19 protein-coding genes and 7 pseudogenes are annotated in these 15159 nt (G+C 37.6%); 12 read left to right on the top strand and 14 right to left on the bottom strand.

Annotated features, from left to right (window positions below):
• Positions 1–38: 38 nt before the first annotated feature.
• Positions 39–719 carry a TetR/AcrR family transcriptional regulator C-terminal domain-containing protein gene (locus tag NSU05_RS13105; RefSeq protein WP_015714344.1) on the top strand — a complete coding sequence of 227 codons (681 nt, stop codon included), beginning with the start codon at positions 39–41 and terminating at the stop codon, positions 717–719.
• Positions 720–1288: 569 nt separating this feature from the next.
• Here the strand turns inward: NSU05_RS13105 and NSU05_RS13100 are convergent.
• Positions 1289–1681 (bottom strand): annotated as a pseudogene (locus NSU05_RS13100) (sigma-70 family RNA polymerase sigma factor); the annotation flags it as partial.
• A 5-nt stretch (positions 1682–1686) separates the two neighbouring features.
• Positions 1687–2205 carry an ImmA/IrrE family metallo-endopeptidase gene (locus NSU05_RS13095; RefSeq protein WP_038429353.1) on the bottom strand — a complete coding sequence of 173 codons (519 nt, stop codon included), beginning with the start codon at positions 2203–2205 and terminating at the stop codon, positions 1687–1689.
• A gap of 264 nt (positions 2206–2469) precedes the next feature.
• On the opposite strand from NSU05_RS13095, the gene NSU05_RS13090 reads away from it, so the two are divergent.
• Complete coding sequence (locus NSU05_RS13090) at positions 2470–3006, top strand: AAA family ATPase (RefSeq protein WP_038429352.1); 537 nt, start codon at positions 2470–2472, stop codon at positions 3004–3006.
• 194 nt (positions 3007–3200) lie between these two features.
• On the opposite strand, the gene NSU05_RS13085 is transcribed toward NSU05_RS13090, so the two are convergent.
• Complete coding sequence (locus NSU05_RS13085) at positions 3201–3743, bottom strand: PadR family transcriptional regulator (protein ID WP_038429351.1); 543 nt, start codon at positions 3741–3743, stop codon at positions 3201–3203.
• Entirely contained in the window at positions 3740–4582 is an 843-nt protein-coding gene (locus NSU05_RS13080) for a sialate O-acetylesterase (protein WP_038429350.1), read from the bottom strand. The genes NSU05_RS13085 and NSU05_RS13080 overlap by 4 nt, the downstream gene beginning before the upstream one ends.
• Before the next feature lie 505 nt (positions 4583–5087).
• Here NSU05_RS13080 and NSU05_RS13075 point away from each other — a divergent pair.
• Together NSU05_RS13075 and NSU05_RS13070 are read left to right on the top strand one after the other, a co-directional pair.
• Positions 5088–5271: pseudogene (locus NSU05_RS13075) on the top strand (XtrA/YqaO family protein).
• Positions 5272–5342: 71 nt separating this feature from the next.
• A pseudogene (locus NSU05_RS13070) lies at positions 5343–5529 on the top strand (hypothetical protein).
• An 88-nt stretch (positions 5530–5617) separates the two neighbouring features.
• On the opposite strand, the gene NSU05_RS13065 reads toward NSU05_RS13070, so the two are convergent.
• Positions 5618–5884, bottom strand: a complete 267-nt coding sequence (locus tag NSU05_RS13065; protein WP_029318115.1) for a hypothetical protein — start codon at positions 5882–5884, stop codon at positions 5618–5620.
• Between the two features lie 297 nt (positions 5885–6181).
• Between NSU05_RS13065 and NSU05_RS13060 the strand changes: the two genes are divergently transcribed.
• Complete coding sequence (locus tag NSU05_RS13060) at positions 6182–6592, top strand: sigma factor-like helix-turn-helix DNA-binding protein (RefSeq protein ID WP_052124610.1); 411 nt, start codon at positions 6182–6184, stop codon at positions 6590–6592.
• A 556-nt stretch (positions 6593–7148) separates the two neighbouring features.
• A complete protein-coding gene (gene cotD / locus NSU05_RS13055) occupies positions 7149–7364 on the top strand; it encodes a spore coat protein CotD (protein WP_076458314.1) in 216 nt (71 codons plus the stop codon).
• A gap of 185 nt (positions 7365–7549) precedes the next feature.
• Here the strand turns inward: cotD and NSU05_RS13050 are convergent, their stop codons facing one another.
• The gene (locus tag NSU05_RS13050; protein WP_080019512.1) at positions 7550–7642 is read right to left on the bottom strand and encodes a YjcZ family sporulation protein; all 93 of its coding nucleotides are present in this window, start codon (positions 7640–7642) and stop codon (positions 7550–7552) included.
• A 40-nt stretch (positions 7643–7682) separates the two neighbouring features.
• A complete protein-coding gene (locus tag NSU05_RS13045; RefSeq protein ID WP_073991391.1) occupies positions 7683–7769 on the bottom strand; it encodes a YjcZ family sporulation protein in 87 nt (28 codons plus the stop codon).
• Positions 7770–7950: 181 nt separating this feature from the next.
• Here NSU05_RS13045 and NSU05_RS13040 point away from each other — a divergent pair, with 181 nt between their 5' ends.
• The 6 genes and pseudogenes from NSU05_RS13040 (at position 7951) to NSU05_RS13015 (ending at position 10500) form a co-directional block, all read left to right on the top strand.
• Entirely contained in the window at positions 7951–8019 is a 69-nt protein-coding gene (locus NSU05_RS13040) for a phage terminase small subunit-related protein (protein WP_250540529.1), read from the top strand.
• Positions 8020–8032: 13 nt separating this feature from the next.
• Positions 8033–8741: pseudogene (gene terS / locus NSU05_RS13035) on the top strand (phage terminase small subunit).
• A pseudogene (locus NSU05_RS13030) lies at positions 8738–8923 on the top strand (phage terminase large subunit); the annotation flags it as partial. The pseudogenes terS and NSU05_RS13030, both read left to right, overlap by 4 nt.
• A gap of 26 nt (positions 8924–8949) precedes the next feature.
• A pseudogene (locus NSU05_RS13025) lies at positions 8950–9090 on the top strand (phage holin family protein); the annotation flags it as partial.
• Between the two features lie 45 nt (positions 9091–9135).
• Positions 9136–9965, top strand: a pseudogene (locus NSU05_RS13020) (N-acetylmuramoyl-L-alanine amidase).
• A 118-nt stretch (positions 9966–10083) separates the two neighbouring features.
• Entirely contained in the window at positions 10084–10500 is a 417-nt protein-coding gene (locus NSU05_RS13015; protein WP_038429348.1) for a hypothetical protein, read from the top strand.
• 152 nt (positions 10501–10652) lie between these two features.
• Here NSU05_RS13015 and NSU05_RS13010 read toward each other — a convergent pair whose 3' ends face one another.
• From NSU05_RS13010 to NSU05_RS12980, 7 genes are all read right to left on the bottom strand, one after another.
• The gene (locus NSU05_RS13010) at positions 10653–10988 is read right to left on the bottom strand and encodes a hypothetical protein (RefSeq protein ID WP_038429347.1); all 336 of its coding nucleotides are present in this window, start codon (positions 10986–10988) and stop codon (positions 10653–10655) included.
• A 52-nt stretch (positions 10989–11040) separates the two neighbouring features.
• Entirely contained in the window at positions 11041–11400 is a 360-nt protein-coding gene (gene cdiI, locus NSU05_RS13005) for a ribonuclease toxin immunity protein CdiI (RefSeq protein WP_038429346.1), read from the bottom strand.
• Between the two features lie 96 nt (positions 11401–11496).
• Complete coding sequence (locus tag NSU05_RS13000; protein WP_038429345.1) at positions 11497–11949, bottom strand: SMI1/KNR4 family protein; 453 nt, start codon at positions 11947–11949, stop codon at positions 11497–11499.
• Positions 11950–12047: 98 nt separating this feature from the next.
• Positions 12048–12488 (bottom strand): SMI1/KNR4 family protein, encoded by a 441-nt coding sequence (locus NSU05_RS12995; protein ID WP_014480332.1) that lies wholly within the window; start codon positions 12486–12488, stop codon positions 12048–12050.
• A gap of 12 nt (positions 12489–12500) precedes the next feature.
• On the bottom strand, positions 12501–12587 hold the full coding sequence (locus NSU05_RS12990) for a hypothetical protein (protein WP_072176383.1): 87 nt from the start codon (positions 12585–12587) through the stop codon (positions 12501–12503).
• A gap of 303 nt (positions 12588–12890) precedes the next feature.
• The gene (locus tag NSU05_RS12985) at positions 12891–13178 is read right to left on the bottom strand and encodes a hypothetical protein (protein ID WP_038429344.1); all 288 of its coding nucleotides are present in this window, start codon (positions 13176–13178) and stop codon (positions 12891–12893) included.
• A gap of 13 nt (positions 13179–13191) precedes the next feature.
• Positions 13192–15117 (bottom strand): T7SS effector LXG polymorphic toxin, encoded by a 1926-nt coding sequence (locus NSU05_RS12980; protein WP_038429343.1) that lies wholly within the window; start codon positions 15115–15117, stop codon positions 13192–13194.
• Between the last annotated feature and the right edge of the window lie 42 nt (positions 15118–15159).

Here is a 15159-nt window from a genome sequence, read left to right as displayed (position 1 = left end):
AAGAGAAACTTACACTGTTAGATAAAAGGACGGATAATATGAAAAAGCAACAGCCTCAGATTTCAGAGGAAAAGATTTTAGAAACCTCGTGGGAACTTCTTGGGGAGGGAGGCATCGAAACATTCAGCATGAGACGATTGGCCAACAGGCTAGGGATTCAGGCTCCCTCTCTGTACTGGTATTTCAAGAGCAAACAGAAGCTTTACCAGCGTCTGGCTAACCAAGTATCGAAAATGATTCTGGAGGAGTTCCACTCCGAGGGAGACTGGAAGGAGCAGCTGATGGGGCTTGCGATAACGGTACGGAACGTGCTCAGCCGATATCCTTGCTCTACGCAGCTCATGATGATGACGCTGCCCCATGAACCGGACATCATCCGATTCACGAACCGAATGTTACTCTGCGTGGAATCAACACCACTTAAGCAAGAGCAGAAAATGCAAGTGGTTACTACGCTTGTAAACTATGTCTTCTACTTCGTTTTAGACGATTATCAGCATGAGCGCAATGTCACTGCTATCCTAAAGGACCAAGAAGAGCATCCGGGGGAGGAGATGATACGCCTTCTTGATTCCATGAGCGAGACAGATGCGGGATTATTCCGGAGGATGTTTACGAACGGGCTGTTTGAGTTGATGGGGACTGACAGAGCATTTGAGTTTGGCTTGAAACTGATTTTATATGGGATTGAGAGGGTGATAAAGGAACAGGAGAGGTAATAATTAAACTGCCCGCCATCGGATGGGCAGTTTTAATGAGATTTTCTCGTCCCTCTATATGTGTCACCGTACTGGAGGAGCACTTATTAGGGATTGGAGTCAACAGAAGAGATTGTGAAGAATTGTACTTAAACGATCAGTGATTAATTGAAGAAGAAATAAAATGAGTAGTTCTTTAAAACGAACTGCTGCTAACCAATGTTTTTTAACTGATTCTTCATATTCATTAAAAGTCCTCTCATTGTGATAGTCATATATGTAAGGGTATCGACAGCATAGATGAGGCCTCTATAAAGAAAGCAGTGACTAGGAATGTACTGAAGTATACCGATCTAAGGATTTTCTCAGGAGAGCTTTTAGAACGTCCGGCTTAGAATCGCTTGATGGAGGGAAGTAACGCCCCATAAGAGAAGCCATCTGCTATGATCCAGACGCTTTTCTCGAAGAGTTTATCAGTGATGACAAAACTGATTTTCATCACTCTTTTATATATTTTTTCTCTATTTCTTTTTAAAAAAACTTTAATGAAATAGAGAAAGCCGGAATATGAGATCCGGCTTTTTCCAAAATCATTTTCCCTTCGCCTTCTTCCGCTTCTCCTTCTCCGCTCGATAAAACTCATGAAACATCTTCATCAGCGCCCGTTTTTCAATCCGCGATACATAGCTGCGTGAGATACCGAGTTCTTTGGCAATCTCTCGCTGCGTTTTTTCCTTCTTCAAATCAAGTCCAAACCGCCCGACAATCACTTCTTTCTCACGGTCATCTAAAATGTCAATGTATTGTTTTACTTTTTCAAGCTCCATATTGAGCTGGATCATATCTATCACGTCTTCGTTTTCTGATTTCAAAACGTCAATCAGGCTTATTTCATTCCCTTCCTTATCCTGCCCGATCGGATCGTGAAGGGAGACGTCTTTTTTTGTTTTTTTCAATGCGCGCAAATGCATGAGGATTTCATTATTCATTACAAAAGGGGGGCGCATAGATTTCCCTTAATTGTTTGGCTAAATAAATGTTGAGTCAGCTTCCTGTAGTAAAGGTTCAAACGTTTCTTCGCAAACGAAGGGGATACCTTAAATAACCAAGCTATATTTTCTATTGCATGTGATTGTATGTACGAAAGATTAATATTACGCAACATGAAAGTTGGAATGCAAAAGTGGTATGTAAAATAATTGGACTGCCACTCTAAATAATATGTCCAAGTTGCAGGCATTGTTTTTTTATCACCTTCATGTCTGTATATATGGCAAAATACATGAGCGAAATCATACCATTGTTCAGTTCGGCTTTTTCGGCTGTCCAAGCATATATTATAAATTCCGCTGTGTTTAAGTGCGAAGCTTGTAACAGGTTTAAACGACAGCCTAATATCTAAAGCCTCGGCAATCCGTTCAAAATTAATTTGTTCAGGCTCTGTAATATTAATCTTCCTGTATAAGTTTTCAATCCAATCCTCTAAATGACTGTTTGTATACCTCAAGATGAAAAACCTCCTTAAAGACGACAATCTAAAAATTGGATTCGTTTAAATATTATAGGGAAATCAAGACTTTTTTCATAGGAAAATGCATCTGAGGAGATGGAATATGAATCCGTTTAATAATGACTGTTTTCGTAAGTATGATGATTTTAACACGCATTTGGATTTCTCTAGAAAAGTAAAGGTCTTTAGGGATTTATGTCAAAATAATAGTAAGTACCTTATGCAACAGGGAGTTTGGTTGCTTAATAAGGAGGGGGAAGTATGAAAAAAAATATTCACATATTGGGAGCCTCTGGGGTCGGAACGTCAACATTGGGTGCTGCATTATCAAAGCATTTGCCTCATACGCATCTTGATACCGATGATTACTATTGGTTAGATAAATTCACTAAAAAAAGAGAAATTCCTGAAAGACGAAAGTTGCTTGAAAAAGACTTAACAATAAATGAGAAATGGATTCTTTCTGGTGCAGTGTGTGGCTGGGGCGATAATCTAAAAAGTTATTTTGACCTTGTCGTCTTCTTATGGATTCCACAAGATATACGGCTTGAGAGATTAAGGCATAGGGAATTTCAGCGTTATGGAAATGAAGTGTTAGCCGGTGGCAGTAAATATGAACAATCAAAAGCATTTTTAGAGTGGGCTTCTTTATATGATACTGCTGGAATGGAAGTCAGAAGTAGAGCTTTGCATGATCATTGGATGGCAGATTTATCTTGTCCAGTGTTAAAAATTGAAGGCGATTGCTCAGTCAGCGAAAGAGTTCACCGCGTCTTGGATTATTTGAATTCTAATTAAACTAACGGCTAGCGATTGAAAAGAAGAACACGGAGCTGATTCACTTGCTCTTGTTGGGGGCAAGTGCTGACAACCCTATTACTGGTTTAATTAAAGAAGGAGTATAAAACCTGTATAAAAGATGTTACTAAATATCTACGACACAGGTTTTATATGTAGGTAACTAATATTCTTATTTTTAACTTTGCATTTTTTTATTCTGCAATAGTTGATTCTATTTCTGCTTTCAATTTTTCAAACCACTCTAAATTAACCAAGTGATGTGAACGGGAATTTTCGTTCATACGGCGAAAGTAATCGATTGTGCCGGGAATTTCTTGAGTGATGGACAGGTATTCATCAAGGAGCTCGATTCGAGTTTTAGTCTGATCGATTTGTGATTGGATCAGATCCAGTAATTTATTTTTGTCGAATTCATCTGCAAAGAGTAACGCCCCATAAAATTGCAGGTTCACATATTCCGATTTGGCGCCGTATTTGATCATTAATTTTTCGAATTCTGCCCTTCCCGAATCTGTGACTTTGTAGTTGCGGATTTCACGCCCGCTGGTTGAGGGTTTCTGCTCAATCTGTTCAATAAAACACTTTTCTTCAAGCTGCTGCAGATTGTAATAAAATGAACCTTTCGTGAAGTTAACAATGTATTTGTAATGACGTTTTTCCATTAAGGCCAAAAGTTCATAGCCGTGAGCTCCGGGGTTTTGGATTAGCAAGCCAAGGATAAGTAAGGGAATCATGGTTTCATCACCTTCGCCATCCGCGCCTCAAATTCCGCGTACGTGATTTTACCCGAAGCCAAATCCATACTATGAAGGTAAATCTGTTCTGTTTTAGAATAGTCACCATTCACTTTCAGCGATTGCTCCTCTCCCGAAATGGGTTTCAGGATATGGTACTTTTTCGAAAAAGCCTCGAAATAGCGGTAACCGAATTTGCGTTGTGAAGCTGCGTCTAAATGAATGCCATCAGGATTCGCAGTCAAACCTGCTGCAGTAACAAAATAACAATTCTGTTGTTCATTAGCAAAACGCAGCAATTGTTCATTAACCTGTCGAAATTCAGTCGCGTGCTGTCCAAAACCGGTCTTTCCAAGAAAGTCACCAAGCCCTCCAATAATCAACGGTACCTCATCAAGTTCCAACTCGTTTCTTAGTGTCTCGATGATAAGAGTTAATTTCTCGTAATAAGTTTCATGTAGCGAACGATAACTGTCACTCTCACCTTGGTGCCAAAGGATTCCACAAATTTGACTGGACCGGAGGGCGAAGCGGGCTTCGGACAAAGCATGCTGAAAAAGGATGCCTTCCGGATGCCAGTCATTCAATGAACTGCCACCTTCGGCACAAGGGATCAAGCCAATTTCTTCATCAGGATGAGCTTTCGACCAAGCATCTGCAAAAGATGCCGCCAGGCCAACGCCGGAGACCGGACGGTCGTAATTAATCGGCTCTGTCATCATCTGCCACTGTCCATTGCGCAACATTTTTATTTTTTCATTATAGATCGGGTCTACTTCATTCAAAAATCCACGGCCGGCCATATTCGACTGCCCCAACATTAAAAAAGACTTTATCATCTAATTTTTCCCTTCTTTACATCAATATTTTAGTCTAATTAGACTATAGTCGATTCAGTTTGTGTTGTAAAGTTTTAATAAGGTTTTACTTTTATTATTAGTATGTATGAAAAACAAACTAACATTGAACATTTGGTTGATGTATTTGAGAAATAGCAAGTTCTTTTGCTTTTTCTTATCCAACTATCGAGGGCTTTAGTTCAATAACGATCTTCCACAATCGGGCGCGATTATTGAACAAAAATTAAAGGAGTGATACATATTAGTCATGTATAATATGTATCACTCCTTATTTTTTATGGCTTTTTTTGATTTAGGTCTTGATAAACAATGAAAAAATAACACAAACCCTGTCATGTAAGGGTTCCTATGAGGTTCAAAATCATTTTTCATAGGAAATACGTTCAATGATGGGGGTGTATCCCAAATGAAATGGATTGTTAAAAAGGGAGGGCTATGTTGAAGGGGTTAAATATCAATAAAAAATTATTAAAAAGGTTAACGATTGTACCAATTCTATTCATTTCAGCAGAAGATTGACCCAGGGAAAGTTCAAATCATTGTTTTATATGGAAATCAAGGTACAGCCCATGTCTTAGATGCTCCGGAGCACGGGAAAACAGTGATTTCAAACTGTAAAGGGCAGTTTTGCGCGGGTTGACCATGAGATAGGTTACAAAATCAAATAGCAGTGGCTTTCCACTGCGGGGGGAGGAACGGTATGGATAAATTATAGGAAATTTAGTGACATCCACGAAAGATGACAGTTGAGCAGGAGGCGGAATATTTGAAAGTGCATCCGGATTACATAGCGATACTCGTGCCAAAGGCAGAGAAACAAGATCGGTGATGAAACAATTATTGCAAAGCGTGATAGGACAAACGATTGGCTCCTTGGTGCTATCGCTGTGGTTTTATTATTTGCGATTGCAGTCCTGCCGGGATAGGGGATAAAGGCATTGCAAGAATACGAGAAGTGGCATAATTTAAAAGAAGGCTGGAATAAAAAAAGGGAGAGCTATCTCCCCCTATATATTAGTAACAACGTTCATAATTTCCATACCATATCCCACTCCACGAGGTAACACCTTTCAGATACCACTTATAAACGCCGTCATCATAGACGTTAGGTATTTCATTTCTTGAATTATAAGGACCGAATTGTTCTACTATACAAGTTTTTAGTGCGTTTGCCTCGGTAGTTGTGTTTGTGGTCGAAGAAGTGGTTGCAAATGCAGGAGCTGCTGAAACAAGTAAAGCAAGTGATAAAGCTGAACCAGTTAACACTTTTTTTAATTTCATTTTAAACACTCCCTTTGTTTTTTTAATACAACTGTATTATCGCATGTCATCCATAAATATCCAAGTTATTTTTTGTTAATGTTTTGTGAACTTAGTTGAAATAAAGAAATCTGCCCGAATGCCTGTACCCCGAAAAGGGGGCACAGCATGGGCGATGAGGAGGTAATATTGTCCAAGATGGAAAACCTGCGGACACTGAACTTACAGCATTTACGCTGTTTGTTTGGTGTTCGTTTTTTATTTGAAAAAGGGGGATACAATCATGAATCAAAAAGAAATTGAAACTCTAATCACTGGATGGTGAAAGAGGTTCGTCGTTTGCAAAAGGTACTCTATGGTTCAGTAATTCCCATGAAGAATTGGAGTGTTGCACAATATGGATTAGAATCAGCTATGCCAAAAGGAAGTCCCGGGAAGAGTCAGGCAGAATTGCGGCAAATGGATTTAAGAGAGGAACGTCTTTTCAAACGACTTAAGTATTATGAAGAGCGAGTATATGCAGTTGAATTAGGGGCTGAAAAGATCAAAGGGGAGCAACATAAAGTCATTTATGATTGCATGATGGAGGGGATGAGTTACCGTGCTATTGGTCTTCATCTTGGTATTTCACGGGAAACTGTACGCAAAATGAAAGACGAGTTGATCAGCCAATTATGCCAAGATTGCCACTTTGAGCGTTTGTTGAATCTGAAAAAATCTGTGGTGTAAAATGGGAGGCAGGATCGGCGCGGCGGATTATTCCTGCGTCACCACTACATTCATGGAATGAGAAAACCCCCAGCGATAAGCGAGGATCAACTCAACTGGGAGGTTTTATACAGTTAATTCGGGTGATAAAACACCAGCAGTATTGCGTAAAAATTAATATTCCCGACAAAAACAAAATAAAGCCTCATGTTTGATGATGATAAGGGTTGAATGTGCTCTATCAAACGAGGCTTTTAGAGCGAATTCACTAATAACGGGTGCATTCGTTCGTAGGAGAATTATTTCCAAGAAAAATGGGTTCTATTCATATTGAGGAGCGCTTTTCATAATAAAACCCCACGTTGATCATAAAGAGTTGGAGAAACGTGGGGCAGAGCGATGGGGTATTTATGTGGAGAGTTGCTCTAATAAGTAATCTATACAGCTTTTGTTGTTATGTGCATGGTTTTGTTTGCTAAATCCTCATGGAGCGGTAAATAGGTGGTTGTAATAGTACTAGTAGATGCTTCTGAACATAGTTTATAACAGATAAAAAATAATGAAGGGAGAAGAAAATATGCATCATTGCAAAATTTTACCTCCAATTGTGCATCCGACTAAGTGTTGTGAACATCATACGTTCTCAAATACAATTGTTCCTCACATTCATCCGCAACATACAACTAGCGTGAATCATCAACATTATGAGCATGTTCATTACTTTCCGCATAGTTACTCAAGTTACGATCCTGTCACTGAGCATCATAAGTATTGCGGAAAACCTTGTTGTTAAGGATTTCCGAAAACAATTAATTAAAAAGAGAGGTTTTAAAGTGGCCTCTCTTTTATTGTCTATCCTATTTTGACAATTTAAGGGTGTTGTTAATAACATAGCAAAACGCCATAAAAACTTCTTATGGCGTCTTCGTACAGGGAGGTGAAATCCAAAAGGCCGCTTTGGATTAAAGTGCCTAAAGACTAATAAAGGAATGTAGCACCAACAATGATTAACAGGATGAATAGCACTACGATTAATGCGAAAGTGCTACCATAACCATTCGAGTATCCCATATAGTTACCTCCTTTAATAGTAGATTAAAATATTTCAAGACTAATAAAGGAATGAAGCACCCACAATGATTAACAGGATGAACAACACCACAACTAACACGAAGGAGCTATTGTAACCATTTGACATGTTATCACCTCTTTTAATGGAGTTAGTATAAGATATGTCAAACAATAATTTTCGACATAGATTTAAGTCTAAATAAGAGAAAATGAATATTTTGTCTAAAGGTGTAATAGCAGATACATCAGCAAAAACTATTAAAACAAACACAAACTCAAACATGAGGTCCGGAGGTGGGTAAGATGTAATGCCAAGACCACGAGATCCACGCAGAGACAAAGCTTTTCGTTTGTGGGAAGAGAGCCGGCGGGAGTAAGAAGTTAAAAGACATTGCTGAGCAATTAAACGTAACAAGTAGCACTGTCCGAAAATGGAAAGCAAACGATAAATGGGAAGAAAAAATAAAAGGGAGCGCTCCTAAATCGAAAGGGAGCGCTCTTTTGCGTCGAGGCCCACCTAAAGGGAACAAAAATGCAAAAGGAAATAAGGGAGGAAGAGCACCGCTTGGAAATAAAAATGCATTAGGAAATAAAGGTGGTGCAGCTCCACTGAGAAATCAAAACGCTGTGACTCATGGATTCTTCTCTAAGTTCCTGCCAGAAGAAACGCTATCCATCATGGAAGGTATTCAAGAACGTTTGTCTGTCGATATGATATGGGATCAGATACAGATCCAATATGCCGCAATTATAAGGGCGCAAAAAAATCATGTTCTTTTCTGATAAGCAAGAAATGATTAAGGAACTAAAAAAGAAAAAGTCTGTCCTATCTGAGACAAACGAAGTCGAAGAGGAAGAATACGAATTCCAATTTTCTTGGGATCGTCATGCAACGTTCTTGAACGCTCAATCTAGGGCAATGGCAGAGCTCAGGAACTTTATTAAACAGTTTGATGTAGCCCACTCGGAAGACGAACGACGCCTTAAATTGGAGAATATGCGTTTAAATATCAACAAGAAAAAATTAGAGATCGAAAAACTTACAGAAGAAGACAAACCTTTTGAGATCACCATTGTAAACAAGAGTGATGACAAATGATTAAACAAGTAAATCCTCATTTTAAAGAATTTCTCTTTGACTGGAATCAAAAGTTTCAGTTTCTTGTGGGTGGTTATGGATCATCCAAAAGCTATCATGTGGCACTCAAAATTGTTCTGAAATTGCTTAAAGAAAAACGAACTGCACTTGTTATCAGAGAGGTGTACGACACACATAGGGATATTTTACCTACGTGCGTCAGGAAGCTGTCGCTAATGAAGAATTGTCAATAACTGAAAATTTAGCACAGATCGGTGTTAAAATCCCTTCAACGATAACAGACCGATTACAAACCATTGAGAACGAAAAAGAACAGAGTAAGGATAACGCAGACAGAGCTGCTGGCTAAGCCAGTGGCTTTTTTTTATTACACAGACAGAAGGAGAGAGGATATATGGCCATTAAAGTTGTAAAGAATTTAGTCTCTAAATCAAAGTATGGATTGAAATGTCCTAATCCAATGAAAGCTGAATATATCACTATTCACAACACTGCGAATGATGCTTCAGCAGCCAATGAGATTTCTTACATGAAGAATAACTCTAGCTCAACAAGTTTTCACTTTGCAGTAGACGATAAACAAGTCATTCAAGGTATTCCAACGAATCGTAACGCTTGGCACACAGGAGATGGAACAAACGGCACAGGGAATCGAAAGTCGATTGGTATCGAAATTTGTTATAGTAAGTCAGGAGGGGCACGATATAAGGCAGCGGAAAAGCTCGCTATTAAGTTTGTGGCGCAGCTACTTAAAGAACGTGGATGGGGTATTGATCGAGTCCGCAAACATCAAGACTGGAATGGTAAGTATTGCCCGCACCGCATTTTGTCAGAGGGAAGATGGATTCAAGTTAAGACTGCAATTGAAGCAGAATTGAAAAAGTTGGGCGGAAAAACAAGCTCAAGCAAAGCAAGTGTAGCTAAAAAGAAAACAACAAACTCCAGCAGCAAAAAAACGTCATATGCGCTATCTTCTGGCATCTATAAAGTCACAAGCCCTATGCGAAAAGGGGATGACGTAAGGCAGATTCAAAAAGCTCTTGCTGCTCTTTATTTCTATCCGGACAAAGGAGCGAAGAATAATGGTATTGACGGCGTATACGGTCCGAAAACAGCAATGCAGTTAGACGATTTCAGTTGATGCATGGGTTTTCTGCTGATGGAATTTATGGACCTAAGACAAAAGCGAAAATTGAAGAGAAATTGAAGGATAACAGAAATTGAGAATAACCTTTATAATCCTATTGTGTCAAATTTATGAAGTTTAATCCGGGTGGGAGGATTTGTTAAATGAAGAGAAGTATTATTACAGTGAGTTAAATTTAAAAGGGGGAAATGTGAAATGAAAAAGTCGTTAGTATCAATGTTTTTTGTTCTGATTTTAATGTTTACTGCTATGGGAAGTGCTTCAGCCTATGAATTTAAAGGTATGCTGCCTCTTAATGACAAGGTAAGTGGATCTTTTGCTGATGCCGCTGCTGCTAAAGAAGGGCATGAGTGGCAATTCCATCCAGGATCAGCTGCAAAAGTAAAGTTTTATTTGTCCAAAGATAGTACAACAACTCCGTTAAAAGTTAGTATTTACAAAACGGATGTAAATGGTGGTGGGACAACTTTTGTGAATTCTTATGATTCCTCAGAATTATCGAAACATACTATTGCAGTCAGTAAAAGCTATACTTATAGCATAAGGGTTGCTGGATATAGCACTGCAAAAACTGGCGGATCATACACATTAGAAAGTTCTGTAATTCAGTGAACAAAAGGGAGCGATGGCTCCCTTTTAAAGTTACTACATCAGGGTAAACAGCAGGAACAATGATTCCTCGCTTGCTATTGTTCTCGTCAAGAATGTACCAACCGCCTCGATATGTAAAACCCTTCTTTATGTAAGAAGGGTTTTAATTTTATTCAACCTTTAAATATATCTGGAATCTTATCTCGCCATATTAATAGCAATTCTCTAAATTGATCGGTTTCAATTGAGTTTTCATAGGGTTCTTCTATCCTAAAAGAGTTTTCAACAATTGTCACATCTTTTTTGATGAGAACATTTGTAGCATTTAACTCAATCTCAAAGTCTTCATATATCCCTTCTGAAATTTTCTCAATGTAATCTATATACTCGTTGGTTTGTTCTTCTGTAGCGATGTTTTCAATGAAATCAGAGAAGATACTGATTTCTTCTGGCAATACTATTCCTAAATCACCAAATGGATCTTCTTCAAATTTATATGAATATTTCATATGTTATTTCACCTTAAAGATTATTATTTATATAACGGATATGCAGTTTTGTTTATATCTTAATATCATACTTTTCCTTAATTCTTTTCATGTAGTTCTCTACCTCGGGTTTATTTTCTGGGTGTCGTTCTACATATTCCCTAACAATTTCATTTAAATATTTATAGAAATTTTCATAATCTAATATGACTTCTTCATCTTCCTCGACTGCTGGGTAATCGAAATAAAAAGCTATACCCTCATCTCCAAAATAATCTTCTTCCCACTCTTCGTAGTCATCAGCAAATACACACCAGACATTCTCTATACCATAACCTTCTCCGTTGGAGAATTTCTCTAAAATTCGTATAAATCGTTCATCACCAATAACCTTAAAGAAATAATTAATTAATTCTTTATTTTTATTATCCATTTCATTTTTCCACCGAATTAAAGCCTCTCATAACGAGAAGGGCTTTCCACCTTTTAATACTCTCTCCTCAAAAAGAAGGGGAAAGGCTTTATCCGTTTATCCCTCGTATAGTTTATTAATCAACTCTGTAAATGAATCACAAACATAGCTAATGGAACTTTCCTTATCTTCATAAGCTATCTCATGATCCCAAAAAACAATTACGGGTTCTTGAGAAGACATTCTGTAATCAAAACAAAAAAGGTTTCCCCCTGCATCTGTAGCAAAAGGTATGATCTTATCAACTAACCGGTCTTTAACATTATCAATGGTACTAAGGAGATCAATTGGCCGAGTAGGATCTCCTATGCTCAGTAAATTGTTGATTGTTTCTCGAGAATTTTGGAATAAAACAACCTTTTTATCTATAGGGGAACATCCATTATGGTCTTTAATGAACTCTCTGTAATCTGTTGGGAACTTGATTTTTAATTTCTCTTCTACATACTCAATTTGATTGTTTGTAGCCTCTTGAAAAGTGCTTCGTTTTCTCCATTTAATACTTTGCATTTGTTAACCTCCTACTGTCATATACCGGGCAAAGTTATCCCTTGTATTAAATAAAAAGAGCCTTTCTCCTCAAAAAGAAGGGGAAAGGTCTTATCCGTTTATTCCTCGTATAGTTTATTAACCAACTCTGTAAATGAATCACATATATGACTCAAAGCTTTATCAGGATCTTCATATGCAATCTCGTGATCCCAGAAAACTACGGACGGATTCTCTTTATTAAGACGATAATCGAAGCAGATTTCGTTACCGAAAGGATCACAAGCAAAAGGAACTACCCCAGAAAGCATCCTTCCATCCTGGTAATCTTCAAAGACCTCTAAAATAAAACTTGAACTATCCTCAGTTAGACCATGTAATCGATTAAAAACAGCACCTTTTGTATTTTTAAAGTCAAATATCTTTTTATTTGGGCGCGCCCCATTGTTGTTTAATATAGTTGTAACATAGTTGCTAGGGAACTTAATATCTAATGCCTTTTCGATTTTTTTAACAGTTGTTTCCCCAATAGGTTTTTCGGCAAATCTCCACTCTGTCATATTGTCCAACTCCTATCTGTTCTTACTTCCTTCACCCCAAAGGTGTCGACCTCCTGTATGGCCTGTTTTCTGTTGCGTCTTTTGATCAACTAATTGCATCCTCCTGAATCTTGATGATATTGTCAAGTATAACCATTCGGTGTTATCTCATCTTCAAACAGAATAAGAATAGAAATATTGTCGAAGTTTTCTGGAGATAAGTTTCAGCCTTGGGATAGTGAATAAAATATAATCTCTTTCGGCCTTTGACGGAAATATCGTCTGAAACAGCAGACAGTTAGACGATTGTATAATGCATGGGCTTTCTGCTAATGGAATTTACGGACCTAAGACTAGAGAGAAAATAGAAGCGTTATTGAAATAAAAAAAGGCCTTCTTTTCAAGAGGACCTTTTTTATAATATTAATTCTCGATATTTTCAATTACCTGTCTAACCATCTCATGTATTTGGTCAAATTGCCATTCTATATCACCTATTACTAAATGTAATTGTAGTAATTCAGAAGTTAGTTTTTCTTTATCTTCAATTTGACTTAAGTTAGCTAAAACTTTATTCATTCTTTCATCTATTTGCGGAAGTTCTTTAATATTTTCCTCTTCTTCTAAAAGTTCTTCTGTTGAAATTAATGTACTATTATATTTTTCATTTAATTCTTTTAAAGCACTAAAGATTTTATCAATATTTTTCATGTATCATAACCACCTATTTTAATTTTCTTCCAATGGCATTCTTAGTCTTAACTTCGTTCAATGTTCCATCCAAATTCAACACTACTCTTAAATTTCCTCTTTTATCGAAAACTTCTAAATGATCCTTGTGCAAATTATCTAAATAAAATCTATCTCCTTTTTTCAGATACGGATTATCCAATTTTTTATTAACTTCATAGATTGATTGGCCTTGGAATTGATTTTTTGTTTTTGTAACATTGTTTTTTATACTTTTTCCAAACCCATCTTTAAAAAATTCTTTCATATTCGATACTGATTTAGCTTCACTAGTTACCTTACTACCATTACCATTCCCCTTAGAACCATGATCAACATCAAAAGACTTTTTAATTTGTTGAATTGTATCTTGTCCAGATTTTTGTAAGTTTAGCACATTTATAGGAACATCACTAGCTAACAGAAGTTCTTTAGCAAAAGGATTTGGTATTGACTCTAAACCTTTTTTTAAAAGTTTCCCAAAGTCTTTGGTGTCTGTTACTACTTTTTTTGATGCAGATTTACCAACATTTCCGGCGCTGTTTATCCCTTTTTTACCCGACTTGCTGATTCCCTTCTCTGCGACTCTCCCGACCTTTGAAACGACTGATCCACTCTTTGTAACAGCACCACCGCCGCCTGATATGAATAAGCTGGCTACATTTAAAGTGAAATATGTGGTGTAGTGCGATTGTGAATACATATCTCCGTGTACAAAGTTTTTGTCCCAGCTTTCTTTTACCTCATCCCAAGTAGAATCCCAGGCTTTTTTATAGTCGAATTCAAAAACGGACTTTATCGTTTCTTTTGGATCTAAACCGAGATCGATCCCGAATTTTGCAATTCCTAAAAGTCCTTCACCAGTTTCCTTCGAAAAATCATAATATGCCATTTGTTTGCCTTTATAGTATTCATATACTGGACCTAGATATTTTTTACCCGCCGCATCTATAGGGGCTAAATATTCTTTAACTGTCTTCTCTGTATCATCTATACCGGCTAATAAACCTTCATATACACCGTCAATCTGTTCTTTCAAAATATCCTTGGTCGCTCGAAGAGGATTATCCCAAAACTCGAGGGAATTAACATACTCCTGTTGTTCAGTGGTGAGGTTGTCGTATCCAATCTCTTTAGCAACTTTTAGATACTCGTCAGGATCATCAACTAACGTATTGAGCTTTTTCTTTAAATCTTTAATTTCCCGTTCTTTTTCTTCTTTCTTTTTAATCGTCAAATAAGCCTCTGTACGCTTCTCAATATCGCCTTTTTTCTTATGTATATCACTCTCACGGTATGCCTTGGCGTTGTAGTGGATGGGCGTAGCGTTTTTGCCTTTGCCCGTTGCTTCTTGGAGCTTTTGGAAGTCTGACTTGATGAATTGTTCATTAGGTTCTGACAGGGCATATTCTGTCAGTAAATCTTCGTCAAGGTCACCTAGTTTTTCAATTGTTTTTTTGCGTTTGTCATTGGCATCTGCAAGCTCATCCTTGAAGGTTTCTGTTGAAAATAGGTCGAGCGGAAGGATGTCGTCAATATCGTTTAGGATATCTTTCATGGCTTTTTTCTGTTCAGACATGATGGATTTTGATTTTTTATGGGCGTTAGCCAGTTCATGTTCTAAAAAAGACTCTTCAATATAAGCATCAGAGAGGCCCTTGTCCTCGACAGCTCCGGCAATGCTGTTAAAGAATGCGATTTTCATGTCAATGTAGTCGATCCATTGATCAGTGACACCAACATGATCGTGATAGAATGCTTTAATGTTATTAGCGCCTTTACCTGAGAATTCGCTGTTGTCAAGTTCAGCGACGCTTTGTAAAGCTTTTCTCAAGTTGACCATTTGCGTCCTTAGTTCTTTATATTCTTTGGCGCGGTCTGTAGCTTCAGACATAAGTGTTTTAGCTTCAAAGACTTTCATAATCATACCCTTTCATTTAATCATATATCAAAATATTACCAT

Source organism: Bacillus sp. EU52, assembly GCF_037964975.1.
Classification (GTDB): Bacteria; Bacillota; Bacilli; order Bacillales; family Bacillaceae; genus Bacillus; species Bacillus subtilis.
This window is presented reverse-complemented; position numbering and strand designations above follow the sequence as displayed.